General features: G+C 55.0%; 19 protein-coding genes and 5 tRNA genes. 13 read left to right on the top strand and 11 right to left on the bottom strand.

Features of this window, described 5'->3' with window-relative positions; translation table 11 throughout:
• The first annotated feature begins 10 nt into the window (after positions 1 to 10).
• The 3 genes from KUF54_RS08885 to KUF54_RS08895 all read left to right on the top strand — a co-directional run bounded on the left by KUF54_RS08885 (position 11) and on the right by KUF54_RS08895 (position 2968).
• Positions 11 to 1381, top strand: a complete 1371-nt coding sequence (locus KUF54_RS08885; protein ID WP_219342427.1) for a sulfate adenylyltransferase subunit 1 — start codon at positions 11 to 13, stop codon at positions 1379 to 1381.
• Between the two features lie 144 nt (positions 1382 to 1525).
• Entirely contained in the window at positions 1526 to 1855 is a 330-nt protein-coding gene (gene fdxA, locus KUF54_RS08890; RefSeq protein ID WP_219342428.1) for a ferredoxin FdxA, read from the top strand.
• A gap of 36 nt (positions 1856 to 1891) precedes the next feature.
• Positions 1892 to 2968 carry an NAD(P)/FAD-dependent oxidoreductase gene (locus KUF54_RS08895; protein WP_219342430.1) on the top strand — a complete coding sequence of 359 codons (1077 nt, stop codon included), beginning with the start codon at positions 1892 to 1894 and terminating at the stop codon, positions 2966 to 2968.
• Positions 2969 to 2972: 4 nt separating this feature from the next.
• Here KUF54_RS08895 and def read toward each other — a convergent pair whose 3' ends face one another.
• A complete protein-coding gene (gene def, locus KUF54_RS08900) occupies positions 2973 to 3512 on the bottom strand; it encodes a peptide deformylase (protein ID WP_219342431.1) in 540 nt (179 codons plus the stop codon).
• A 218-nt stretch (positions 3513 to 3730) separates the two neighbouring features.
• Between def and KUF54_RS08905 the strand changes: the two genes are divergently transcribed.
• The 5 genes from KUF54_RS08905 to KUF54_RS08925 all read left to right on the top strand — a co-directional run bounded on the left by KUF54_RS08905 (position 3731) and on the right by KUF54_RS08925 (position 4285).
• Positions 3731 to 3806: transfer RNA gene (locus KUF54_RS08905), tRNA-Asn, on the top strand.
• Positions 3807 to 3851: 45 nt separating this feature from the next.
• Positions 3852 to 3927: transfer RNA gene (locus tag KUF54_RS08910), tRNA-Asn, on the top strand.
• A gap of 44 nt (positions 3928 to 3971) precedes the next feature.
• A tRNA-Asn gene (locus KUF54_RS08915) sits at positions 3972 to 4047 on the top strand.
• 43 nt (positions 4048 to 4090) lie between these two features.
• Positions 4091 to 4166, top strand: a tRNA-Asn gene (locus KUF54_RS08920).
• Positions 4167 to 4209: 43 nt separating this feature from the next.
• A tRNA-Asn gene (locus KUF54_RS08925) sits at positions 4210 to 4285 on the top strand.
• A gap of 77 nt (positions 4286 to 4362) precedes the next feature.
• On the opposite strand, the gene KUF54_RS08930 is transcribed toward KUF54_RS08925, so the two are convergent.
• The 3 genes from KUF54_RS08930 to KUF54_RS08940 all read right to left on the bottom strand — a co-directional run bounded on the left by KUF54_RS08930 (position 4363) and on the right by KUF54_RS08940 (position 10402).
• Complete coding sequence (locus tag KUF54_RS08930; RefSeq protein WP_219342432.1) at positions 4363 to 4668, bottom strand: hypothetical protein; 306 nt, start codon at positions 4666 to 4668, stop codon at positions 4363 to 4365.
• 320 nt (positions 4669 to 4988) lie between these two features.
• Entirely contained in the window at positions 4989 to 8981 is a 3993-nt protein-coding gene (locus KUF54_RS08935; RefSeq protein ID WP_219342433.1) for a response regulator, read from the bottom strand.
• 134 nt (positions 8982 to 9115) lie between these two features.
• Positions 9116 to 10402: a TIGR03862 family flavoprotein gene (locus KUF54_RS08940; protein ID WP_219342434.1), complete on the bottom strand. Its 1287-nt coding sequence runs from the start codon at positions 10400 to 10402 to the stop codon at positions 9116 to 9118.
• Between the two features lie 212 nt (positions 10403 to 10614).
• Between KUF54_RS08940 and trxA the strand changes: the two genes are divergently transcribed.
• The 5 genes from trxA (at position 10615) to KUF54_RS08965 (ending at position 16166) form a co-directional block, all read left to right on the top strand.
• A complete protein-coding gene (gene trxA, locus KUF54_RS08945) occupies positions 10615 to 10944 on the top strand; it encodes a thioredoxin TrxA (RefSeq protein ID WP_219342436.1) in 330 nt (109 codons plus the stop codon).
• Between the two features lie 274 nt (positions 10945 to 11218).
• On the top strand, positions 11219 to 12481 hold the full coding sequence (gene rho, locus KUF54_RS08950) for a transcription termination factor Rho (protein ID WP_219342437.1): 1263 nt from the start codon (positions 11219 to 11221) through the stop codon (positions 12479 to 12481).
• Between the two features lie 171 nt (positions 12482 to 12652).
• Positions 12653 to 12898, top strand: coding sequence for a type B 50S ribosomal protein L31 (locus KUF54_RS08955; RefSeq protein ID WP_219342438.1), 246 nt, complete (start codon positions 12653 to 12655; stop codon positions 12896 to 12898).
• 173 nt (positions 12899 to 13071) lie between these two features.
• Positions 13072 to 14799, top strand: a complete 1728-nt coding sequence (locus tag KUF54_RS08960; protein ID WP_219342439.1) for a hypothetical protein — start codon at positions 13072 to 13074, stop codon at positions 14797 to 14799.
• Positions 14796 to 16166, top strand: a complete 1371-nt coding sequence (locus tag KUF54_RS08965; RefSeq protein ID WP_219342440.1) for an MATE family efflux transporter — start codon at positions 14796 to 14798, stop codon at positions 16164 to 16166. The genes KUF54_RS08960 and KUF54_RS08965 overlap by 4 nt, the downstream gene beginning before the upstream one ends.
• Here the strand turns inward: KUF54_RS08965 and phoR are convergent.
• The 7 genes from phoR to pstS form a co-directional block, all read right to left on the bottom strand.
• Entirely contained in the window at positions 16160 to 17581 is a 1422-nt protein-coding gene (phoR, locus tag KUF54_RS08970; RefSeq protein ID WP_219342441.1) for a phosphate regulon sensor histidine kinase PhoR, read from the bottom strand. The two genes, KUF54_RS08965 and phoR, sit on opposite strands and share 7 nt — an antisense overlap.
• A 71-nt stretch (positions 17582 to 17652) precedes the next feature.
• Positions 17653 to 18348, bottom strand: a complete 696-nt coding sequence (gene phoB, locus KUF54_RS08975) for a phosphate regulon transcriptional regulator PhoB (RefSeq protein WP_219342442.1) — start codon at positions 18346 to 18348, stop codon at positions 17653 to 17655.
• 18 nt (positions 18349 to 18366) lie between these two features.
• The gene (gene phoU / locus KUF54_RS08980; protein ID WP_219342443.1) at positions 18367 to 19068 is read right to left on the bottom strand and encodes a phosphate signaling complex protein PhoU; all 702 of its coding nucleotides are present in this window, start codon (positions 19066 to 19068) and stop codon (positions 18367 to 18369) included.
• Between the two features lie 174 nt (positions 19069 to 19242).
• Positions 19243 to 20019, bottom strand: coding sequence for a phosphate ABC transporter ATP-binding protein PstB (pstB, locus tag KUF54_RS08985; RefSeq protein WP_219342444.1), 777 nt, complete (start codon positions 20017 to 20019; stop codon positions 19243 to 19245).
• Between the two features lie 17 nt (positions 20020 to 20036).
• A complete protein-coding gene (gene pstA / locus KUF54_RS08990) occupies positions 20037 to 20921 on the bottom strand; it encodes a phosphate ABC transporter permease PstA (RefSeq protein ID WP_219342445.1) in 885 nt (294 codons plus the stop codon).
• A complete protein-coding gene (gene pstC, locus KUF54_RS08995) occupies positions 20918 to 21856 on the bottom strand; it encodes a phosphate ABC transporter permease subunit PstC (RefSeq protein ID WP_219346340.1) in 939 nt (312 codons plus the stop codon). Before pstC ends, pstA begins: the two co-directional genes overlap by 4 nt.
• A gap of 184 nt (positions 21857 to 22040) precedes the next feature.
• Positions 22041 to 23072 (bottom strand): phosphate ABC transporter substrate-binding protein PstS, encoded by a 1032-nt coding sequence (gene pstS / locus KUF54_RS09000; protein ID WP_219342446.1) that lies wholly within the window; start codon positions 23070 to 23072, stop codon positions 22041 to 22043.
• Positions 23073 to 23250 lie beyond the last annotated feature (178 nt).

The raw sequence follows: 23250 nt of genomic DNA on the forward strand, positions 1-23250 counted from the left end.
GTTCAATGCGATGACTGAAACTATTAATTCCATAGCAGCTAGTGCAGATACATCAAGCACTACCGGCCAAAACGACCATGCATCTGCGCTGCGCTTTATTACCTGCGGCTCGGTCGATGATGGCAAATCCACATTGATTGGCCGCTTGCTGGTCGACACCCGCGCTGTGCTGCAAGACCAGTTGGCTGGGGTCACCAAGAGCGGCGAAACCGATCTGGCCCTACTGACCGACGGCTTGGCCGCCGAGCGCGAGCAAGGCATCACCATCGACGTGGCTTACCGCTACTTCAACACCGAAGCGCGCAAGTTCATCATTGGAGATGCGCCTGGCCACGAGCAGTACACCCGCAACATGGTCACCGCAGCATCGAGTGCGGACGCTGCTGTGGTGCTGGTCGACGCCACCAAGCTGGACTGGCAAAACGCCAATCTGGAGCTGCTGCCCCAGACCCGCCGCCACAGCCTGCTGGCCCACTTGCTGCGCGTGAACTCGCTGATCTTCGCGGTCAACAAGCTTGATGCCGTGCAAGACCCGGCTGTTGCCTTTGTCCACATCAGCGCTGCACTGCAAAAGTTTGCCGCAACGGCTGCTATCAAGGTCGCGGCCACCGTGCCCGTGTCAGCGCTGAAGGGCTTCAACGTGGTCAACACCGAAGCGGGCTGGGCGGGCTACAACGGCCCTAGCTTGCTGCAAGTGCTGGAGCAACTGCCCAACACGCCCAGCGACAACGCTTTGGCGCTGGCCTTTCCCGTGCAGTGGGTCGAGAAGTTCTCGTCCTCTGCAGATACCAGCCAAGGCCGCCGCGTGTTCTGGGGCCGTGTCGCCACCGGCATCGCGCAAGTTGGCGCACAAGTGCAAATTCTGCCCAGCGGCCAACTGGCGACTGTGGCTCAGGTCATCGACCATGCACGCACTCCCAAGGATGTGGCAGCAGGCCTGTCCGCCGGCATTACGCTGGACCGCGAAGTTGATGTCTCGCGCGGCGACTGGATTGTGGCGGCGCCCGTAGTCGCTGCAGCCGCCGCCGAAGACGACTTTGACGCGCCCGCAGCAGTGAGCCCATGGCCCGCTACCCGCGAGATTACCGCCACCGTAGCATGGATGGATAACGAGCCTTTGGTGCCCGGGCGCGTGTACTGGGCGCTGCACGGCCATCGCTGGGTCAAGGCCAAAGTTCGCAGCTTGGTGCACCGCCTGAACATCAACACGCTGGCTCAAGAAGATGCCCAGCAGCTGGAGGCCAACGCCATTGGCCAAGTAGAACTGGTGCTGCAAGAGGCGATTCCCGCTGCCGCCTTCACACAGGCTCGCCAACTGGGCGCCATGATCTTGGTGGACACTGCCAGCAACGCTACAGCAGGTGCTGTGCTGGTTCACTAAACTAAAAAACGTTGAATGGCCGCGCACTGATCTGATCGAAAAATCAGATTGCCGTGCGGCCTTATCCGGCTTGGCACTGGGGCTAAGCGGGAAAAAACCTAGAATCACAGGGTTTACCAATCCCACCCTACAAGAAGAATCCAAATGACTCACGTCGTTACCGAAAACTGCATCAAGTGCAAATTCACCGATTGCGTGGATGTTTGCCCCGTGGACTGCTTCCGTGAAGGTCCTAACTTCCTGGTCATCGATCCTGATGAGTGCATTGACTGCGCCGTCTGCATTCCAGAGTGTCCAGCCAACGCCATCTTTGCTGAAGAAGATGTGCCTGCCGATCAACTGGCCTTCATCAAGCTGAACGTCGACTTGTCTCAGATTAAGACTTGGAAAAGCATCACCAAGCGCAAACCTGCTCTGGCCGATGCCGACGAGTGGAATGGCAAGCCAAATAAACTGGATTTGCTGGAGCGCTAAGCCAAACTGGGCGTGGACTGCGCTACGCTTACCAGCATGAGCATGTCCAACGCAACGCCCAACGCTTCCTCTCCCCAACAACCCGCCGTGGAAACCGACGCCATCATTATTGGCGCGGGTCCGGCGGGTTTGTTTCAGGCCTTTCAGTTAGGTCTGCAAGGCATTCAAGCCCATTTGATTGACGCCCTGCCCCATGTCGGTGGCCAGTGCAGCCAGCTATACGGCCACAAACCCATCTACGACGTGCCCGGCATCCCGGTATGTACGGGGCTAGAACTGGTGCAGTTGCTGGATAAGCAGATCGCCCCCATGAAGGTGCCCCGCCACCTTGGCCAGCAGGTGCAAACCTTAGAGGCCATGCAAGATGGCCGCTGGAAGGTCACAACGTCTACAGGCACGCAGCTTCACACGCGCAGCATCTTTATTGCCGCAGGCGTAGGCGCTTTTGTGCCTAAGGCCTTGAAAGTTTCAGGCATAGAGTTGCTGACAGCCTCCCAATTGCACTATCACCCGCTGCAACTAGACATGGCGGCTGGCCGCGAGGTGCTGATTTATGGCGGCGATGAAGAGGCTGTGAATGCCGCCATCGCTTGCACAAAGACGGCCGCTAAAACCACGCTCATGCACCGCCGCGACAGCTTTAATGCTGAGCCTGCGAAGTTGGCCCAACTCCAGCAGCTGCGTGAGTGCGGTGCTATTGAAGTGTTGATTGGCCAGGTCACCGAGATTGGGCAAGAAAATCGCCAACTCAAAACCGTGCAGTGGATGGATGGTGCTGGCAATGAACACCCTTTAAGCATCGAGCAGCTGCTGGTGTTTCAAGGCATTTCCCCCAAGCTCGGCCCAGTGACAGACTGGGGCTTGGCGCTAGAGCGCAAGCAACTGATGGTCGATCCCGCAACGCTGGCCACCAGTGCGCCGGGAATTTACGCGGTTGGCGATATCGTCAGCTACCCCGGCAAGAAGCGCTTAATTGTCTGCGCCTTCCACGAGGCCACCATGGCAGCCTTTGCCGCAGCCGAGTATCTGCAAGGCAGCAAGCCCCTGCTGGAATACACTACGACCAGCGCACGCCTGCATGGCATTTTGGGCGTGAACCACGGCGCAGCGTGAGCTTTCAGTCGTCCTCTGTTGCAGCTATGCCGGGAAACAGCACCTCGGTAAAGCCAAACTGGCTAAAGTCACGCACTCGCATCAGGTAGAGCTTGCCCCAGAGGTGATCGCACTCATGCTGAACCACACGCGCATGAAAACCCTCCACTGTGCGATCGATGGGGTCGCCATAGATATCAAAGCCCGTGTAACGCACCGCGTTCCAGCGCGGCACCATCCCGCGCATCCCCGGAACGGACAGGCAGCCTTCCCAATCCGATTGCTCCTGCTCACCAATGGGCTCAATCACAGGATTAATCAACACCGTGATCGGCACAATCGGCGCATCGGGGTAACGGGGATTGGGCTGACCCGAGCCAAACACCACCACCTGTAAGTCCACACCAATCTGTGGCGCTGCCAAGCCCGCGCCGCTGGCGGCATGCATGGTGTCCAGCAAATCTTTAAGTAGCAGATGCAAGGCATCCGTATCAAATTCAGTGACAGGCTTTGCCACCTGCAGCAAGCGGGGGTCACCCATTTTTAAAATTGTGCGAACCGTCATCTCAGCACCACGTGCAGCAAGCCATCAAGCCGCCACTTACGCGCTCCGTATTGAAAAAGCAAACAACTACATTTTTGTAGCGAACACTTAAAAGCATAGCGCCACCTCCGCCGAGCATCTAAAGTGCGGCCATAAATGAGGACAAGCGTAGAGAATTTGGTGAAATTCTGGCGAACTTCTTTCGAGCTACTTTTTACGTCCTATAATCTAGGTCTTCTTCCTCAATAGCTCAGTTGGTAGAGCGCCGGACTGTTAATCCGTAGGTCCCTGGTTCGAGCCCAGGTTGAGGAGCCAAGAATTTCAATGTCGTTGATCACGTCAACGCATTAGCCAACATATTCCTCAATAGCTCAGTTGGTAGAGCGCCGGACTGTTAATCCGTAGGTCCCTGGTTCGAGCCCAGGTTGAGGAGCCAAAATTTCAATGCCGTTGAGCACATCAACGCATTAGCCCACATTTTCCTCAATAGCTCAGTTGGTAGAGCGCCGGACTGTTAATCCGTAGGTCCCTGGTTCGAGCCCAGGTTGAGGAGCCAAATTTCAATGCCGTTGATCACATCAGCGCATTAGCCAACATTTTCCTCAATAGCTCAGTTGGTAGAGCGCCGGACTGTTAATCCGTAGGTCCCTGGTTCGAGCCCAGGTTGAGGAGCCAAATTTCAATGCCGTTGATCACATCAGCGCATTAGCCAACATCTTCCTCAATAGCTCAGTTGGTAGAGCGCCGGACTGTTAATCCGTAGGTCCCTGGTTCGAGCCCAGGTTGAGGAGCCAAAATAAAAAGCCTGTATGTTTGCATACAGGCTTTTTTCTTTTTTAGCGGGGCTATGAGCAACGCTTTATCTAACTCGCTAAGCAGCGCGAACGACCCCGCCCACAGGCACTGAATCTACGCCCACAGCCTTAGGTACTGCCCGCGTCGGATACGCATAGTGATGGGGAACAGCTGGCACATGATGATCACCCTGCTCCCACGCATGCAACTCTTCTTCCAGTCTTGTCGCGCGCTCTGCATACATTTGCGCGGAAGATTGGTAATGCTCTGCTGCAATCGTGTGCTCAAGCACCGCCATACGGGCCTCTTGTAGGTAGGCACGCGTACGGCGGATATAGCGCGGCTCAGAGCGCCCAAAGCCAAAAAGCTTGCCGAAGAACATGTCAGCCTCCTTGTGCAACGATTAGTTCGCTCATCCCACCCATCTATCTAGTAATACCACCAGCGTAATGAGTTCAAGGTCGAATATCTGTCCCATAGCAAGAGTTCCACACGTAGGATGGCTTCTTGCTTAAAACGCTCCCCAAAAACGCCTTTACTACTCTCAAATTTGCAACAAAATTCCAAAAAATATTGTAAGTGTTAGCCTACAAATTTATAGAGCATGGGCTTGGTGTAGCTGAGTTCGCAATGCCAACAGCAGTTGCTGCGCTGCATCAAGCTCCAGATCATCAAACGCATCTAGCGCTGCTTGGGCCTGACCTAGCCACAAACATGCTGCCCCCCCTGAATCAGCTGCTCGAGAAGTTGCCGAGCAGCAAAGTCTCCACGGCTTACCAAGGGAATCAAGCGATCTAACAGCGCTAGCGAATCCGCGCTTATTGCCGCACTTGCTGTCACTTCATTAGACATATCAAGCCGCTGCAATACTTTACGGACCTGTGCCAAACACTCGTGCACCAAGCGTAAAAACGGCGCTGCCTGATTGCGAACCACATCGCCATTACCATCATGCCCAGCTCGCTCGATGACGTTAGCCAGCGCGCACAGTTGCGCCGCATCCAGATAACTGGCGCTACCCTTGATTTGATGAACCAGCTCAGCCAAATCTTGCCAGCGCTCGGCCAACAACAACTGCTCAAATAGATCCGGAAAAGAGTCAAAGTCTTTCAAAAAGCCACGCAATAGCTCAGCCTTGCGTTTGGGCGAAGATGGGAGTCGCGGAAACATTTGCGCTGCAGAAACTCCAGCCGCCTGACCATTTCTCGCAAGCACCCCGCCCTGAGCGACTTCTTTTTGAGCACTGCAAAGTTGCAGCAAAGTACTGTAGAGCAGCACTTCATCAATCGGCTTGGTCAAGTGTGCATTCATGCCCGCCTCACGACTGAGTTGCTGGTCTTCGCCGCGAGCTTGCGCTGTCAAAGCGATGATGGGAAGTTGAGCCCAGCGGCCTTGACGGCGAATTTGCTTGGCTGCTTCAAGCCCATTCATCTCAGGCATGTGAATGTCCATCAAAACGGCATCCACGTCATGCTGTTCTAGCTGAGCAATAGCATCACGCCCATTCACCGCCGTCAACACATGGACACCTACGCATTCAAGAAAATCCGTAGCCACCTCACGATTCAAAGCATTGTCATCCGTCACGAGCACCCGCTTACCACGCAAGCCCGCATAAGCAGTCACATCGCTTGGGACATAGGTAGAGCGGGACTGCTGAACACCTTCTGAGCCAGAAAACACCCCGAGCAAGGTGTTAAACATGAGCGATTGAGTCACCGGCTTGAGCAGCACGGCTTGCAAACCCATGCCAGCACTGGCCTGCAGCATGGCATCTTGCCCGTAGGCTGTCACCATCAGCACGGCCGGCATACCTCCCAAGGCCGCATCAGCCTGGATATGGCGCGCAGTTTCCAAGCCATCCATACCCGGCATGCGCCAGTCGAGCAGCACGATATCAAAAGTGCTACCACGGCCGACATCGGCACGAAGCAGCTCAAGCGCAGCCATACCGCTATCGACATCAACTACCTGCATGCCAAAGCCGCGCACCATCTCTACGAGCGCTGCACGGGCACTAGCGTTGTCATCTACCACCAGAATACGGCGCCCCTTCAGGTTGAGCGCCAACTGATTGCGCGCACTAAAGTCAACAGTCTCGCGCTCTGCCTCCACCCACATCATCGTAAAGAAGAAAGTACTCCCCTGATCCAACTCGCTTTCCACCCAAATTTCGCCACCCATCATCGTGACAAGGCGCTTGGAAATAGCCAAACCCAGGCCCGTGCCGCCATATCGACGAGAAATATCTGACTGTGCTTGCGTAAATGGGGTAAAGAGACTTTTCACTTGTTCAGCAGTCATGCCGATGCCCGAATCACGCACCGAAAACAACAATTTACGACTCAAGCGCGACTCATCCCAAATGGGGCTCACAGAGACGACGACATCGCCCTGCTCCGTAAATTTGATGGCATTGCCAACCAAATTGGTAATGACCTGCCCCAGCCTTAGTGCGTCCCCCTTAAGCATGCTCGGCGTTTCTGGCGCCACAGCATAGGTAATTTCCAAGCCCTTTTCCTCAGCACGCAATGTGGTGACTGAGGAAACAGTCTCAAGCACTGACTCCAACCGCACTGGAACGCGTTCCAGCTCTAGACCACCTGCTTCTATTTTTGAGAAGTCCAGAATGTCGTTAATGATGCCCAGCAGCACATTTGCCGACTCGTTGATCTTCTCCAAGTAATTGCGCTGTTTGGGGTTCAAGTCTGTGCGCATGGCCAAGCGCGCCATGCCAATGACGGAGTTCATGGGCGTGCGAATTTCATGACTCATGGTGGCCAAAAAATCACTTTTGGCATGCTCAGCCGCTTCAGCCGCCTCTTTTGCTTCACGCAAAGCATTTGCAGCCTCTCGCTCCGCAGTCACATCACGGGCAATCCCATCCCATACGGCAGATTCCACACCTGTAATCCGCAATGCCGCTCGTAGATGAATCCAAATACTCTGCCCATAGGCGGTTTGCAGTGGAAATATTTCATCCACGACCTTTCCAGCCGCATTTGAATTGCGCATGACCACCTGCAAGCGCTCCGATGCGGCCGCTGGCACGGCAGCCAACAATTTGCGCGGATTTTGCAAAATTTCGCTGGAAGGCAGGCCCGTTAAGGTCTCAAGACCCGCACTCAAAAATGCGAGCTTTAAATGCTGGCTTGAATCACGCTCAATTCGAAAAATTACCCCTGAAGGCAGGTTATCAGCCAAAGCCACCAAGCGCTCATGCTGCTCTTTGCGCTCGCTGATGTCCTGCATGATGCCGACTATTTTGACAACACGGCCATCAGCATCTTTGACTGGCGATCCTTGAACATAAGCCGCAAAAGTACTGCCATCAGCCCTTCGGTGCTCAATCTCCATCGCATAGGGCTCGCCTGTTTCAACGCATTGCGTCATCGCCACATCAATGCGCCTTGCACTTTCAGGAACCAGCCGATCATCCAGCGCTTGAATGGGCATATCACTGGGCTCAGATTCATCGCCATAAAGCACCGAAAGCATTTCGGAAGACGTAAGCGTTCCAGTCCTCACATCTAATGACCAATGGCCCAACTTTGCTTGCCGCTCAGCCGCTCGGAGTACTGCGTTATTCTCCTGCGCCCACTTCTCAGCACTGCGGCTCTCTTCAAGACTGCGATTGAGCACTTTGTCAGCCTCATCCAGACTCAGCCTCAAGGTCTCAAACTCAGCCACAAACGAGGGCGGAATATCGTCACCAATACTTGGCGATTGAGTTGCTTGACCACTTGCAATGCGCCGAGCACGTGCGGCCAGATGACGAATCGGCTTCATGGCACGCTGAGCAAGCGTTAAAGCGAGCACAAAAGCAAGCAACACTGCCGCCACAGATGCAATCAGCATGGTTTTGATAGGCCGCTGCCAGCGCTCCTCAAAGCTGGATGCGGCCTCACCCACAACCGCCACCCATCCAGGAGTTCCGCTAATGCGCTGAAAAGCAAACATGATCTGACGCCCCTCTAGGGTGCGCGCCTTAAAAAAACCGCTATCAGTACCACTTTCTTTCAGCAAATTCCAATCAGGTGTTTTCTTACCTAAAAACTGCTCGCCATTGACTGAACGTCCCAAAATACGCCCCGTGCTATCCACAATCGCCAATATGACGGATAAATTAGTCTCGTTATTTTTATAAAGCGAATGGATTAAGTCAGCGGGAGTGGTGATGAGTACGGTCACCTGTGTATGAGAAGATCCACTGATTTTCGGAACCGCAAAGGCCAATTTGTACGGCTTGCTGCTGTCATCCGAATCCACAATATCCGAGATTTGAGGACGACCGGTTTGAGCCGCTTGCAGCGCAAGATTTTGAATTCCAACCTGATCCGGTCTCGCTCCTAGAAACTGCCAGCTCCCCTCTTTACCACTGAGCTGGTAGATCTCGTAAGTGCCATTGGCAAAGGTAGCAGCACCTCTTCGGCTAAGCGGCTCACTACCGGAATGAAGTTCTGCAAGGCTCAATAAAACGCTTGAAGTCAGCTCAAGCTCATTGGCAGTAGAACGCGCCACCGTCCTAGCCGTCTCCTGCAATTGGCGCGTGGTTGCCTCTTGAAATGACTTCCCGGCATTGAACAAGGTCACTAAAACCACGCCAAGCGTTGGCAGCAGAACTAAAAGAACAATACCAATGATGGTCAGCCGTAGTGAAGGCTGTTTGAGCGATTCAAGCGCGCGCTTGAGCATTTAGGGTGCCCTCTTGTCGTGAGCGGCATGAATGCCGCCTGTTATTTGCTAGTTAAAGCAAGAATAACCTTTCTCACGACAATTGCACTCTTAAAAATTGAATGCGGCACCCTAGGCAAAACACCTTCAAAAAATTACTTGCTTTGCAAGAATTTCACCACGCCAGCGGCGATATGCACGCCCGACGACATGCAAGCGGTCAACAGATAACCACCTGTAGATGCTTCCCAGTCCAGCATTTCACCAGCGCAAAACACACCTGGAAGCGCCTTGCACATGCCTTGCTCATCCAGCGCCTCAAGACGAACACCACCTGCCGTGCTGATCGCTTCATCAAGAGGGCGCGTTGCAACAACGGTCAAAGGCAGTGACTTGATCGTTGCAGCAAGGCGTGCCGAATCAGCCATTTCATCTTTACCCAGCACTTCATAGAGAAGACCAGCTTTGATGCCATCCAGACCCAATCGACCCTTAAGGTGGCTGCTAAGGCTCCGTGAGCCACGTGGATGCTTTACCTCTTGCAGCACGCGCTCTGCACTGAATTGCGGCAGCAAATCCAGCTCGAATGTCGCATGACCTTGGCGGGCAATACAGTCCCGCAGCATGGATGAGACGGCATAAATCAAACTGCCCTCTACGCCAGTCTGCGTTGCCACAAACTCACCTTGGCGTACAAAACTAGCACCTTGATCGTCTGTGAATTTCAAAACGACTGGCTTGATAGGCTGACCAGCAAAACGCTGAGCAAACACGTCGCTCCAGCCGGCAGCACGCCCCTGCGCCCCACCTATATCAAAGCCACAATTTGCAGCTTGCAGCGGTGCAAGCTCTACACCCTTGCCCTGAAGCAATGCAGCCCATGCGCCATCTGAGCCCAGACGCGCCCAGCTTGCGCCACCGGTGGCAAGCACCAAAGCCTTGCAATCCACCTTAACCTTGGCTTCTTCACCTTGGAATACGGGCTTTTCATCCGTACCCCAACCCAGCCAACGGTGGCGCATATGAAATTTCACCCCTTGAGCTTTCATGCGCACCAACCATGCACGCAGCAAAGGCGCAGCCTTCATATCTTTGGGGAATACACGGCCGGATGTCCCGACAAAGGTATCAATACCCAAGCCTTTAGCCCAATCCTTCACTTCATCGGCACCCCAGTTTTGCAACCACGGAGTCAATTCCGCAGCACGAGCACCATAACGGGTGACAAAGCTCGAGAACTCTTCAGAGTGCGTGAGATTCAGCCCCCCGCGCCCAGCAATGAGAAATTTACGTGCAGCAGAGGCCTTGGTCTCAAAAACATGCACAACCAAACCTGCCTTAGCGAGCTGTTCAGCCACCATCAGGCCTGCAGGACCTGCACCCACTACAGCCACATCACAGACCACATCAGGATTGCTCAACAACGTATCCGAGAGACTCATACTTCTATTACCTAATTCAAGAGGCAGCCACCGGACTACCAAAGGCTGCGCAGAATACCACCGCAGGTATTTCTGCGATAAGACAGGCACTATTAACGCCATAGCTGCAAACAACCGCCACACCCGAAAGCAGGAGATGAGTTTCTGTCACAATCAAAGCATCAGGTGGATATACCACCGACCTTTTTTGATTCAAAAAACTAGGACTACAAATGGCTAGCGAATTGGTCAAGCACATCACTGATGCAAGCTTTGAATCTGACGTATTGCAACCCGGCACTACCGTGTTGGTGGACTATTGGGCTGAATGGTGCGGCCCCTGCAAGATGATTGCCCCCATCTTGGACGATGTAGCTGAAAGCTATAAAGGTAAGGTCGTGATCGCCAAGATGAACGTGGACGAAAACCGCGAAATTCCTGCCAAGTTTGGTATTCGCGGCATACCTACCTTGATGATGTTCAAAGACGGCCAACTGGCCGCCACCAAGGTGGGTGCTTTGAACAAGACTCAGCTGTCGGCATTCATCGATCAGCACATCTAATGTTCTCTACCAACAGGGCTTCATTTGAAGCCCTGTTTGTTTTTAAGCTTGCTTTTTTGATCTGCATATCGCCTAACGCAGGCCGCAGACAAACACACCCTGCATAAAAAGCTTGCAAGTTGCGCCGCTTTTCCTGTCATAATGATTGAACCGCCGGCAACCGCATGGGACCGCGCTGGATTTTTCTTCAGGCAAGCCTGCCCACTTTCACAGTGTTTCGTTAGGCTCAACGCCTCCCCCCTGGTTATTCTCACTCCACCCTCGGAGTCAATTCATGCACCTTAATGAACTCAAGGCACAGCACGTGTCTGAAGTCTTGAAGCAGGCCGAAGCGCTTGAGATCGAAAACGTCGGTCGCATGCGCAAGCAAGAGCTGATGTTCGCCATCATCAAAAAGCGCGCAAAAGCAGGCGAACAAGTGTTTGCCGATGGCGTGCTCGAAATTTTGCCCGATGGCTTTGGCTTCCTGCGCAGCCCCGATACGAGTTACACGGCCAGCACGGACGATATCTATATCTCCCCCAGCCAAGTTCGCCGCTTCAATCTGCACACTGGTGACATGATTGAAGGCGAAGTTCGCATCCCCAAGGATGGCGAGCGTTACTTTGCCCTGACCAAGCTCGACAAGGTCAACGGCAACTCGCCCGAATCGAACAAACACAAGGTGATGTTCGAGAATTTGACTCCCCTGTTCCCCAAAGAACAGATGCGCCTCGAACGCGACATCAAGGGCGAAGAAAACATCACCGGCCGCATCATCGACATCATTGCCCCCATCGGCCGTGGCCAGCGTGCCCTGATCGTGGCGCCGCCCAAGAGCGGCAAAACCATGATGATGCAAGGCATTGCCCATGCCATCACAGCCAATCATCCAGATGTTCACATGATGGTGCTGCTGGTGGACGAGCGCCCTGAAGAAGTGACGGAAATGCAGCGCTCGGTCAAGGGCGAAATCATTGCCTCGACTTTTGACGAACCCGCTACTCGCCACGTGCATGTCGCCGAAATGGTGATTGAGCGCGCCAAACGTCTAGTGGAATTGGGCAAAGATGTGGTCATCTTGATGGACTCCATTACTCGTCTGGCCCGTGCCTATAACAACATCGTGCCTTCGTCGGGCAAGGTGCTGTCTGGCGGTGTGGACTCTAACGCTTTGCAGCGCCCCAAGCGCTTCTTCGGTGCCGCCCGCAAGGTGGAAGAAGGCGGCTCGTTGACCATCATTGCTACGGCATTGGTCGATACCGGCAGCCGTATGGACGAAGTGATCTTTGAAGAATTCAAGGGCACCGGCAACAGCGAACTGCACCTGAACCGCCGCCTTTATGAAAAGCGCGTGTTCCCAGCCATTGAGCTCAATAAGAGCGGCACACGCCGCGAAGAGCTGCTGCTGGCGCCTGAGATTCTGCAAAAGACGCGCATTCTGCGTCAGTTCATGTACAACATGGACGAGATCGAATCTATGGAGCTGATGATCAAGAACATGAAGGCGACGAAGAACAACGTCGAATTCTTCGACATGATGCGTCGCGGCGGTTAATCGCTTGCCATACATAGCGTTATATATGGGCTTTAGCTTGTATTAAACTTAGAAAGCCCGCCACGTTATAATGGTGGGCTGTTTCTATTGCGGAAAGTACGCTTGATTAACGACTGCTACAAGGGTTGTAGCAGGTCAGGCACGGCTACCGCACTTGACCAAAGGAAGATCATGAAAGAAGGCATTCACCCTAACTACCGCGAAGTTCTGTTCGTGGACATGTCTAACGGTTTCAAGTTTGTGACACGTTCGTGCGCAAACGCCAAGGAAACAGAAACCTTCGAAGGTAAGGAATACCCGCTGTTCAAGCTGGAAACCTCTTCCGAATCGCACCCTTTCTACACTGGCACACAAAAGTCGGTGGACAACATGGGTGGTCGCGTGGAGAAGTTCCGCAACCGCTTCGGCAAGAAGTAATTTTTACTTTTTCGCTGACAAAGGCAGCTCGGGCAACCGTGCTGCCTTTTCTTTTGAGGCATACCCCAAAGCCCCTCAACGCTCCTATCATCGGAGCACCCTGCGCTTTATCTTTAAGCGCTACCGCCTGATTTGGCCGTGCCACTTTGCACCGCCGCTACCGGATTGATTGCGTGAACCAGCCCACCCCCGCCATCGTTGCCCAAAGCGCTGTACGCCGCCTGCCTCGCTGGGCCCTGCTTTTGCTGTGCCTGGCCTACGTCATCCCCGGCTTTATCATGCGCGGCCCATGGCGCTCCAATGATATGGAGGCCTTTGGCTTCATGCGAGAGCTGTCCCTAGGTCACACCAGTTGGCTAGCGCCCAAGCTTTCCGGCCTCTCCCCCAGCATGGATGGGCTGCTGCCTTATTGGCTAGGCGCACTGTCGATGCAAGGCTTTGGGTGGTTGATGGGCCCTGAGATGGCCTCACGCCTGCCTTTTATTGCCTTATTAGTTCTGACGTTGGGTGCCACCTGGTGGGGCGCTTATTACTTGGCCCGCACCCCCGGCGCACAGCCCGTAAGCTTTGCCTTTGGCGGTGAGGCTACGCTGATTGACTACTCCCGGGCTATGGCCGATGCAGCCTTGCTGGCTCTAGTCGCCTGCCTTGGTCTGGCTCAGCTTTCGCACGAGACAACCAGCTACGTCACCCAACTAGGCTGCACCGCGCTGGTGTTCTTTGCGGCAGCCGCCATGGCTTACCACCCCAACAAATCGGCCATTGCACTCATCGTCGGCCTGCTGGGTTTGGCTTTGAGCGGCGCACCGACCATGGCCGTGCTGTTTGGCTTAGGCGGTAGCCTGATTGCCTTCACCCAGCACAGCTGGGGCGACAGCCGCGGCCGCGCACACCGACAGGCACGCATTTGGGCGGCAGCATGGCTTGTTTCAACCATTTTGGCCGCGATGCTGACCACCGCGCTTGACCAGTGGGTCTGGCATCTGGTGGACTCCGTCAGTGATCTGAGTGGACTGTTACAGCTACTGCTGTGGTTTTGCTGGCCCGCCTGGCCGCTGGCTTTGTGGACACTGTGGGTCTGGCGCCGTCAGATTGCATTTCCTCGCAGCAACTCTCACCTTTCCATCGCACTGCTATTTGCAGCAGTACCCGTCGCTGCCTGCCTGAGTAGCACGCCGGCCGACCGTGCACTGCTGCTAGGTCTTCCTGCCATTGCTACGCTGGCCGCCTTTGCACTACCCACCTTCCGCCGCAGCATTAGCGCGCTGATTGATTGGTTTACGCTGATCTTCTTCACCGTATCCGCAGTTGCTATCTGGGTGGTTTGGCTGGCATTTCAGACCGGATATCCGCCCAAGATCGCCGCCAATATTGCACGACTAGCTCCTCAATTTGAAGCGAGAATTTCATGGATTACCGTCCTGATTGCACTCATCGCCACCGCTAGCTGGTTTGTTTTGGTCATCTGGCGTACATCTCGCAATCGCGCTGCCATCTGGAAAAGTCTGGTGCTGCCCGCTGGCGGCGCCACACTCAGCTGGGTGCTGCTATCCACCCTCTGGATTGCCCCGCTGGATCATGCCCGCAGCTATGAGTTTCAGATGTCGCAGCTGGCCGCTGAGCTACAAAAAAATCAGTCCCCTACTTGCGTGCTGACCTACGGCTTAGGCCGCGCCCAAATATCTGCTGTGCGCTACTACACCCATGTAGACACAGCTATGCTGCGCCACAACCCGGCTAGTGAGTGTGACTGGGCTTTAGTCGATGCAGACCGCTGGGCAGGCGATCACAACATCAAGCTGCGTCAAGGCTGGCATGAAGTCAGCCGCATCACGCGCTTAAGCGGGCGCAAGGAAATCCTCATTTTGCTCAAGCGCGCAGACGCCTCTGCCGCGCGATGAAGGCAGAGCTTCGGCACATCAGCCGGCATGCGGGCACGGTACTAGCCGGGCAACTCGCCGTGATGGCCTTTGGCACCACAGACACCATTGTGGCCAGCCGCTACTCCAACGATGCACTGGCCGCACTGTCCGTAGGCTCTGCTATTTTTGTCAGCGTCTATGCCTCACTGATGGGTATTTTTCAGGCGCTCCTGCCTCTGTGGTCAGAGCAGCGAGGAGCAGGTCAGCCAAAGGCGATTGGCCGCTCTTTGCGCCAATCCATGTATTTGTGCGCGCTCGCTTGCATGCTTGGCATGGCGGTGCTGCTTGCACCGGATGCCCTGCTGCGCTGGACCGATGTACCTGAGGCTGTGCAGCATGAGGTCAAACGCTACCTGGCCGTTTTAGCCTGGGGTTTGCCGCCAGCGCTGCTATTTCGCATTTACAGCGCCCTCAATCAAGCCCTGGGGCACCCAAAATTAGTGACTTGGCTGCAGTTGATTTCTTTGCTGATCAAAATTCCGCTGTCCATCTGGTTCACCTTTGGGGGCTTGGGGCTTGAGCCTATGGGGGTCGTAGGCTGCGCACTGGCTACCCTACTCGTGAACTACGCCATGTTTGCCACGGCGTTGTGGCTCGTACGCACGCAAGATTTTTATAGACCGCTAGCACTCTGGGTCAAGCTAGAGCGGCCGGACTGGAAGCAGCTGGGATACTTCTCCCGCCTCGGCGTGCCTGCAGGACTGGCGATTTTGGTGGAAGTCACTTCCTTTACCCTGATGGCACTTTACGTCGCCCGCCAAGGCTCGCTTTCATCGGCCAGCCACCAAATTGCAGCCAACCTTGCTGCCATTCTTTACATGGTGCCGCTATCGCTGGGCATTGCCGCCAGCGCCCGCATCAGCTACTGGCGCGGCGCGGACGATGAAGCACAGGCCCGCAAACTCATTATTCAATGTTTTAAGCTTTCAGTCATTATCGGCATTGGACTAGGAGCTACTCTTTTAATAGCACGAAGCTGGATTGCAGATATCTACACAGACTCACCCAAGGTGCTGGCACTGACCTCATGGCTACTCATCTCAGTAGCGGCTTACCACGTGGCCGACTGCGTACAGACCTATTGTATTTTTGTGCTGCGCTGCTACCGCGTAACCGTCGCCCCACTAATCATTTACTGCGTATTACTCTGGGGCGGAGGTCTGGGCGCAGGTTACTGGCTCACCTACGAATGGCAGGGCGGCCCCGCTTGGCAAGGCTGGCAAGCCACTCCCATGCCGTTTTGGATTTGCAGCGCAGTGGCTTTACTTGTGACCGCGATTGCCTTCAGCAGCATGCTGTTCAAAGTGATTAGAGAGCCTGAACCATCACCACAAAGCGCTCAATAAACACAGCGCCGCTGCGCTAACCGAGCCAGCGATGGCGCTGCGGCATCAGCGCTAACGCGCACACGCGTGGCCGGGAAAGTCACAGAGAACTCCGAGCCCTTGCCTACTTCGCTCTCAATCGTGAGTTTGGCGCCGTGACGCTGCAGCACATGCTTGACGATGGCCAATCCTAGCCCCGTGCCCCCGGTATCGCGCGAACGGCTGCGGTCCACCCGGTAAAAGCGCTCAGTCAGGCGCGAGACATGTTTGGCGTCAATACCCGGGCCTGAGTCCTTGACGGCGAAACGAGCCGTCCCATCGCCCAAAACCTGCCAGTTCACATCAATTTTTCCGCCCGCAGGGGTGTAGCGCATGGCATTACTCAACAGGTTGGAAATGGCGCTATGCAACTCAGCACTTGCCCCCGCCACTTCACCCAGTTGCTTGAGCTGTGCAGCATCGGGAAAATTCAGCACATGCGGTCTCGCCTGCTTGCGTGTCAAGGTATTCGACAGTCCACGCGCTTCGTTCTCACAACGTACGAGCAGGTCTGCGACTGAGACCCAATCGCTGTTGCTGGGCGGCGGGCCTCCTTCCAAACGCGAGAGCGTGAGCAAGTCTTCAACCAGATGCCGCATACGCTCGGCCTGCTGAGCCATCAGCGCCAAATAGCGGCTGCGCTCTTCCTCCTCCAACGGTAGGTTTTGCAGTGTTTCCACAAAGCCTGCCAAGACTGTGAGTGGCGTGCGAATTTCATGCGAAACATTGGCCACAAAGTCACGACGCATGGCCTCAGCCTGCTCAAGCGCCGTCACATCACGTGACAGCAGCAGCTTGCGCCCTTCACCATAGCCATAGATCTGCACAGACAAGCGCACAGGGCGTGAAGGCGTGCTTTCTCGGCCATGCATCACCAGATCATGGGTGAAATCATGCGCTGCAAAATAGGCGTTGAACTGAGGGTCGCGCACCAAGTTGCCAATGTTTTGCAAGACATCGCGCTGGGCATCAAAGCCAAATTGCTTGGACGATATCTGGTTACACCACTCAATACGCCCCTGCTCGTCAAGAAACACCACCCCATTGGGGCTAGCCTGCAGGGCGGACAAAATATCATTGAGGCGCTGCTCACCTTGGTGCACCTGCTGCTCGCCATGACGAATCCAACGGCGCATGCGCACTCCCGCTTCGCCCCAAACACCTGCCAAATCAGGCGCGGCGCCCAGCTCTGGCTGGCGCAACCAGCGCAGCAGCCGCGCAGCATTGAAGCTATCCACCAGCCACCAAATCCAGCCACCTAAGCAAGCAGCCGCCAACGCAACAATCGCTTGCTGGGCCGGCGAAGCCTCTGGGTGGAGGAAATAGACCCAGATGGCCCAAACCGCCATAGCTACAGCAATTTGAGAGGCCAATAATCGAAAAGCACGCCAGCCCATATTTACTCTCTTTGGTGATGTTTGGCCAAAGCTTGCTAAAAAGCGCTGCAAAAATGCAGCGCAAAACGCTCTCAGGTTAGCGCCTGCGCGCTGAAGCGGTAACCTGCACCACGTACAGTTTCAATCAGCGCACCGGCCACACCCAGCGACTCGCGCAGGCGCTTCACGTGCACATCTACAGTTCGCTCTTCAATAAAGACATGGTCACCCCAAACCTTATCAAGCAGTTGCGCACGGCTATGCACGCGTTCGGGATGCTTCATGAAATAGCTCAGCAGCTTGAACTCTGTGGGACCAATTTTCAGCAACTCACCCTGCCAGCTCACGCGGTGGGTGGCAGCGTCAAGCACCAACTCTCCGATAGTGACCTTGTCTAAAGCCTGCTCTGGCGCACGGCGACGCAGCACAGCACGAATACGGGCAAGTAGTTCCTGCGTGGAAAAAGGCTTGGTGATGTAGTCATCCGCGCCCGCATCCAAACCGGCCACTTTGTCAGGCTCATCGCCGCGGGCAGTCAGCATCAAAATCGGCACAGCCTTAGTGCGACTATCAGAGCGCCACTTGCGCGCCAAAGACAGGCCGCTGGCACCGGGCAGCATCCAATCAAGCAGGATCACATCAGGCAGCACCGCATCCAGCTCGCGCTGGGCCGAAACACCATCTTCAGCCCACACGGGCTGAAAACCGTTATGCCTCAGGTTGACTGCAATTAGCTCTGCAATTGCAGGTTCGTCCTCAACGATGAGAACCATGGGCAACTTCTTCATCCGGGACTTGCCTCCTGCTTACAGCACTGCCGATTCGATTTCGGCCATGGTCTGGTGGCGAACGTCTTTGCCCTCGACCAGGTAGATGATCAGCTCTGCCACGTTTTTGGAGTGGTCGCCAATGCGCTCAATGGCCTTGGCAAGAAAGAGCAAGTCCAGACTGGCGGAGATGGTGCGCGGGTCTTCCATCATGTACGTGATGAGCTTGCGCACAAAGCCGTCAAACTCTTCGTCGATCAGGTCGTCTTCTTTCAAAATTGCGACCGCAGCCTTGGTATCTAAGCGGGCAAAGGCATCAAGCGTCTTGCGAAGCAACTCCGAAGCCATTTGGGCCGCTACGCGCAGCTCACCACTGGGCAGCGAGCGCGCTGCGCCGCTGTCAATGATGGACTTGACCATGCGGGCCATCTTGCAGGCCTCGTCGCCCATGCGCTCCAAATTGGCAGTGGACTTGGAGAACGCAATTAACAGACGCAAATCACGCGCCGTCGGCTGGCGGCGGGCAATGATGGAAGATAGTTCCTGATCAATCTCCACTTCCATCGCGTTAACGCGCTGCTCGGTGCTAATGACCAGCTCCACCGCATCGGTACTGAAGCTGGTCAGCGCATAGACGGCATTGCGGATCTGTGACTCGACCAGCCCGCCAAGCTCCATGACGCGGGCCGAGACGCGGTTGAGTTCCGCGTCGAACTGGGTGGACAAATGTTTTTCTATCATTGCTCTAATCCTTCTCAGCTTTACGAAGTCTTCTTTAGCGCCTTTGGCTCTTAGAGCCGCTAACACCACCCTTGATACGTCGTTGCTTTGCCTTGTCGTACTCGTGTACTGCCTGCGGCTTCGCGCCTCGCCTCAAACGCAAACCTTCGGTTTACTGGGTTGTGTTAGCCGCTCTTAACCAAATCGGCCTGTGATGTAGTCTTCCGTTTCCTTGCGCTCGGGCTTGAAGAACATTTTTTCGGTTTCACCGAACTCCATCAAGTCACCCAAATACATGTACGCCGTGTAGTCACTGCAACGCGCGGCCTGCTGCATGTTGTGAGTCACGATGACGACGGTGTAGTCATCCTTTAACTCAGCAATCAGCTCTTCAATCTTGGCTGTAGAGATAGGGTCCAGTGCCGAGCATGGCTCGTCGAGCAATAACACCTCAGGTTTGATCGCAATGCCGCGTGCAATGCACAGACGCTGCTGCTGACCACCCGACAGACCCGAGCCGCTTTGCTGCAGCTTGTCTTTGACTTCGTTCCACAGCGCGGCCTTGCGCAGCGCCCATTCCACGCGCTCATCCATGTCTGAGGAGTTCAGGCTTTCAAACAACTTCACGCCAAAGGCAATGTTGTCGTAGATGGACATGGGGAACGGCGTTGGCTTCTGGAACACCATGCCAACCTTGGCACGAATCAGCGCCACATCCTGCTTGCTGGTCAGCAGGTTGTCGCCGTCCAGCAAAATTTGGCCTTCGGCGCGCTGCTCGGGGTACAGCTCGAACATGCGGTTAAAGGTACGCAGCAAGGTGGACTTGCCACAGCCCGACGGGCCAATAAAGGCCGTGACCTTTTTTTCGGGAATGTCGAGATTGATGTTTTTGAGCGCGTGAAACTTGCCGTAATAGAAGTTCAGGTCGCGCACAGCCAGCTTGATATTGGCGGGAGCAATAGTTGCAGTCATGATCGAGAACTTTCGAATTATTTTTGGCGAGTGATGTAACGCGCCAGGATATTGAGACCCAGCACAGCGACCGTGATGAGTAGCACGCCGGCCCAGGCCAGTTGCTGCCAGTTCTCATACGGGCTCATCGCAAATTTAAAGATAGTGACCGGCAGACTAGCCATGGGCTTGGTCATGTCGGCATTCCAGAACTGGTTGTTCAGCGCGGTAAACAGCAAAGGTGCTGTTTCACCGGCAATACGGGCCACGGCCAGCAGTACACCGGTAATCACACCGGCGCGCGCAGCGCGCAGCGTGACCATGATGATGACCTTCCACTTGGGCGTGCCCAGCGCGTAGGCCGCTTCACGCAAGCTTGCAGGCACCAGCACCAGCATGTTTTCTGTGGTACGGATGACCACTGGAATCACAATCAGCGCCAGCGCAATCACACCTGCGATACCGGAGAAGCTCTTGAGGCGCATCACCACCACGGTGTAGACAAACAGGCCGATCACAATGGAAGGAGCCGACAGCAAGATGTCGTTCACAAAGCGGGTTGTACTGGCCAGCCAGCTTTTATTGTCGTACTCAGCCAGATAGACACCGGCCATGACGCCAATGGGTGTGCCCACAAACGTGGCCAGCGTCACCATCATCAAAGAGCCCCAGATGGCGTTGGCGATGCCGCCCTCATCATTGGGCGGTGGCGTCATCTGCGTGAACAGAGCAATGCTCAGGCCGCCCAAGCCCTGACGCACGGTTTCCCACAGAATCCAAACCAGCCAGAAGACGCCAAACATCATGGCGGCCAAGGACATCACCAACGCCACCTGATTAAGGCGCTTTCGCTTGTCGTACTTGGCTTGGCGCGCAGCAGCGAGGTCTGCTGCGCTGATCATTTTTGAAGAGGTCGAACTCATGCGCGGGCTCCTTCATTCTTTTTCAGGCGACTGAGCAGCAGCTTGGACATGGTCAGCACGATGAAGGTGATGAAGAACAGCACCAGACCCAGATAGATCAGCGATGCCTGATGCAAGCCTTCGCCCGCTTCAGCAAACTCATTGGCCAGTGCAGAGGTGATGCTGTTAGCAGCCTCAAACACAGACAGCGAGTTGAGCTGATTCATATTACCGATCACAAAAGTGACGGCCATGGTCTCGCCCAAAGCACGGCCCAGACCCAACATCACACCGCCCAGCACACCCGTCTTGGTATAGGGCAGCACCACTTTCCAGACCACTTCCCAAGTCGTTGAGCCCAAACCATAAGCAGACTCTTTGAGCAGCGCAGGCGTGACTTCAAACACATCACGCATCACCGATGCAATGAAGGGAATGATCATGATGGCCAAAATAATGCCGGCCGACAAAATGCCGATACCCACAGGTGGGCCAGACACAAAAGCGCCCAGATAGGGCACGCCGGTCAGCAGCTCTTGCAAAGGCTGCTGCACATAGGTGGCGAGCACGGGCCCAAACACCATCAGGCCCCACATGCCGTAAACAATGGAGGGAACCGCAGCCAGCAGCTCAATCGCCGTACCCAGCGGGCGCTTGAGCCAAGCGGGCGAGAGCTCCGTCAGAAACAGGGCAATGCCAAAGCTCACAGGCACTGCAATCAAAAGCGCGATGGCAGATGTCGCCAGCGTGCCGTAAATCATGACCAAGCCGCCGTACTGGTCCTGCACGGGATCCCAGACGCTACTGGTCAAAAAGCCCAAGCCATATTTATGAATGGCAGGCCAGGCGCCCACAAATAACGAGCCCATGATGGCCACAAGCAGCGCCAGCGTCAAAAGCGCTGCGCCGCGTGCGAGAACACCAAACAGACGATCCGCCAGGCGACCCGACATCATCGGTGCACGTGGCGGAGAAGGAGAGCGTCGCTTGGCTGCATCTGTAGAAGCAGTCAGCGAGCTAGAGGGCGACGTAGTTGACACGTGGGCGCCTTTATTCGCAAAAGGTTGAAAAAAGCGGCGAAGGTGCCGTCCGGAACGACACCTCACCACTCATGCATGACTAGAGTAATTACTGTAGCAATTACTGAACAACAGCCTTACCGGAAGTGTCCTTGATATCGTTCCAAGACTTGTAAATCACCGACTTCACCGCTTCAGGCATAGGCACATAGTCCAGATCTGCAGCCGTCTTGTCACCTTGCTTGAAGGTCCATTCAAAGAACTTCAGCGAAGCAGCGGCCTGAGCAGGCTTGTCTTGCGACTTGTGCATCAGAATGAAAGTAGCCGAAGTGATAGGCCAAGCATTCTTGCCGGGTTGGTTGGTCAAGATTTGGTAGAAGCTCTTGGCCCAATCAGCGCCAGCAGCTGCAGCTTTGAAAGTTTCGTCATCAGGAGAGACGTAAACGCCATCCTTGTTTTGCAGCTGCGCAAAATTCATCTTGTTTTGCTTTACATAGGCGTACTCAACGTAGCCGATGGAGTTGGGCAGGCGGCCAACGAAAGCGGCGACGCCTTCATTACCCTTGCCGCCAGCGCCTGTAGGCCAGTTCACCGCCTTGCCTTCGCCGACTTTTTCCTTCCACTCAGCGTTCACCTTGGAGAGGTAATTAGTGAAGCCAAAAGTAGTACCCGAGCCATCAGCGCGGCGCACCGGGGCGATGGTTGCATTAGGCAAAGCCACCCCGGGGTTCAGCGCCGTGATGGCGGCATCGTTCCACTTGGTAATCTTGCCCAGATAGATGTCGCCCAAGACTTGACCAGACAGCTTGAGCTGACCCGGAGTCACACCCTTGATGTTGACCACAGGCACAATGCCGCCGATCACGGTGGGGAACTGAACCAGACCTTTTTTGGCCAGATCTTCATCTTTAAGCGGTTCATCGGAAGCACCGAAATCTACCGTCTTGGCTTCGATCTGCTTGACGCCAGCGCTGGAGCCCACGGACTGGAAGTTCACCTTAACACCAGTGGCCTTGTGGTAATCAGCAGCCCACTTGGAGTACAGAGGTGCGGGGAAGCTTGCACCAGCACCAGTGGCTTCTTGGCTGGCTTGGGCCAGACCACCTACAGACAAAGCACCAGCCACCAGAACGTGAATCAAGGACAACTTCATGAAACGACCTCTTAGGGTTGAAAGATTCGATGGAGTGAACTTTAAAAACCTTTTATGACAGCGTTGTGACACAAATATCTCACCAAACCGCAGAGTGAAATAATTGCTCTTCGTGTCACGTGATCGTCATCCGCGATTCGCAAACTTCATTTCCTTGTCTTCAAGTAAAAGCATAAGA

It is taken from the genome of Comamonas sp. Y33R10-2 (assembly GCF_019355935.1).
In the GTDB taxonomy this organism is placed as follows: domain Bacteria; phylum Pseudomonadota; class Gammaproteobacteria; order Burkholderiales; family Burkholderiaceae_C; genus Comamonas.

What these genes read in the sequence shown, in the direction of transcription:
- KUF54_RS08935 (WP_219342433.1), bottom strand. Translation starts at nt 8,981, where the DNA reads ATGCTCAAGCGCGCGCTTGAATCGCTCAAACAGCCTTCACTACGGCTG.
- KUF54_RS08895 (WP_219342430.1), top strand. Translation starts at nt 1,892, where the DNA reads ATGAGCATGTCCAACGCAACGCCCAACGCTTCCTCTCCCCAACAACCC.
- rho (WP_219342437.1), top strand. Translation starts at nt 11,219, where the DNA reads ATGCACCTTAATGAACTCAAGGCACAGCACGTGTCTGAAGTCTTGAAG.
- KUF54_RS08965 (WP_219342440.1), top strand. Translation starts at nt 14,796, where the DNA reads ATGAAGGCAGAGCTTCGGCACATCAGCCGGCATGCGGGCACGGTACTA.
- pstB (WP_219342444.1), bottom strand. Translation starts at nt 20,019, where the DNA reads ATGACTGCAACTATTGCTCCCGCCAATATCAAGCTGGCTGTGCGCGAC.
- KUF54_RS08930 (WP_219342432.1), bottom strand. Translation starts at nt 4,668, where the DNA reads ATGTTCTTCGGCAAGCTTTTTGGCTTTGGGCGCTCTGAGCCGCGCTAT.
- pstA (WP_219342445.1), bottom strand. Translation starts at nt 20,921, where the DNA reads ATGAGTTCGACCTCTTCAAAAATGATCAGCGCAGCAGACCTCGCTGCT.
- phoB (WP_219342442.1), bottom strand. Translation starts at nt 18,348, where the DNA reads ATGAAGAAGTTGCCCATGGTTCTCATCGTTGAGGACGAACCTGCAATT.
- KUF54_RS08955 (WP_219342438.1), top strand. Translation starts at nt 12,653, where the DNA reads ATGAAAGAAGGCATTCACCCTAACTACCGCGAAGTTCTGTTCGTGGAC.
- pstS (WP_219342446.1), bottom strand. Translation starts at nt 23,072, where the DNA reads ATGAAGTTGTCCTTGATTCACGTTCTGGTGGCTGGTGCTTTGTCTGTA.
- phoR (WP_219342441.1), bottom strand. Translation starts at nt 17,581, where the DNA reads ATGGGCTGGCGTGCTTTTCGATTATTGGCCTCTCAAATTGCTGTAGCT.
- KUF54_RS08885 (WP_219342427.1), top strand. Translation starts at nt 11, where the DNA reads ATGACTGAAACTATTAATTCCATAGCAGCTAGTGCAGATACATCAAGC.
- phoU (WP_219342443.1), bottom strand. Translation starts at nt 19,068, where the DNA reads ATGATAGAAAAACATTTGTCCACCCAGTTCGACGCGGAACTCAACCGC.
- def (WP_219342431.1), bottom strand. Translation starts at nt 3,512, where the DNA reads ATGACGGTTCGCACAATTTTAAAAATGGGTGACCCCCGCTTGCTGCAG.
- trxA (WP_219342436.1), top strand. Translation starts at nt 10,615, where the DNA reads ATGGCTAGCGAATTGGTCAAGCACATCACTGATGCAAGCTTTGAATCT.
- fdxA (WP_219342428.1), top strand. Translation starts at nt 1,526, where the DNA reads ATGACTCACGTCGTTACCGAAAACTGCATCAAGTGCAAATTCACCGAT.
- KUF54_RS08940 (WP_219342434.1), bottom strand. Translation starts at nt 10,402, where the DNA reads ATGAGTCTCTCGGATACGTTGTTGAGCAATCCTGATGTGGTCTGTGAT.
- pstC (WP_219346340.1), bottom strand. Translation starts at nt 21,856, where the DNA reads ATGATGTCGGGTCGCCTGGCGGATCGTCTGTTTGGTGTTCTCGCACGC.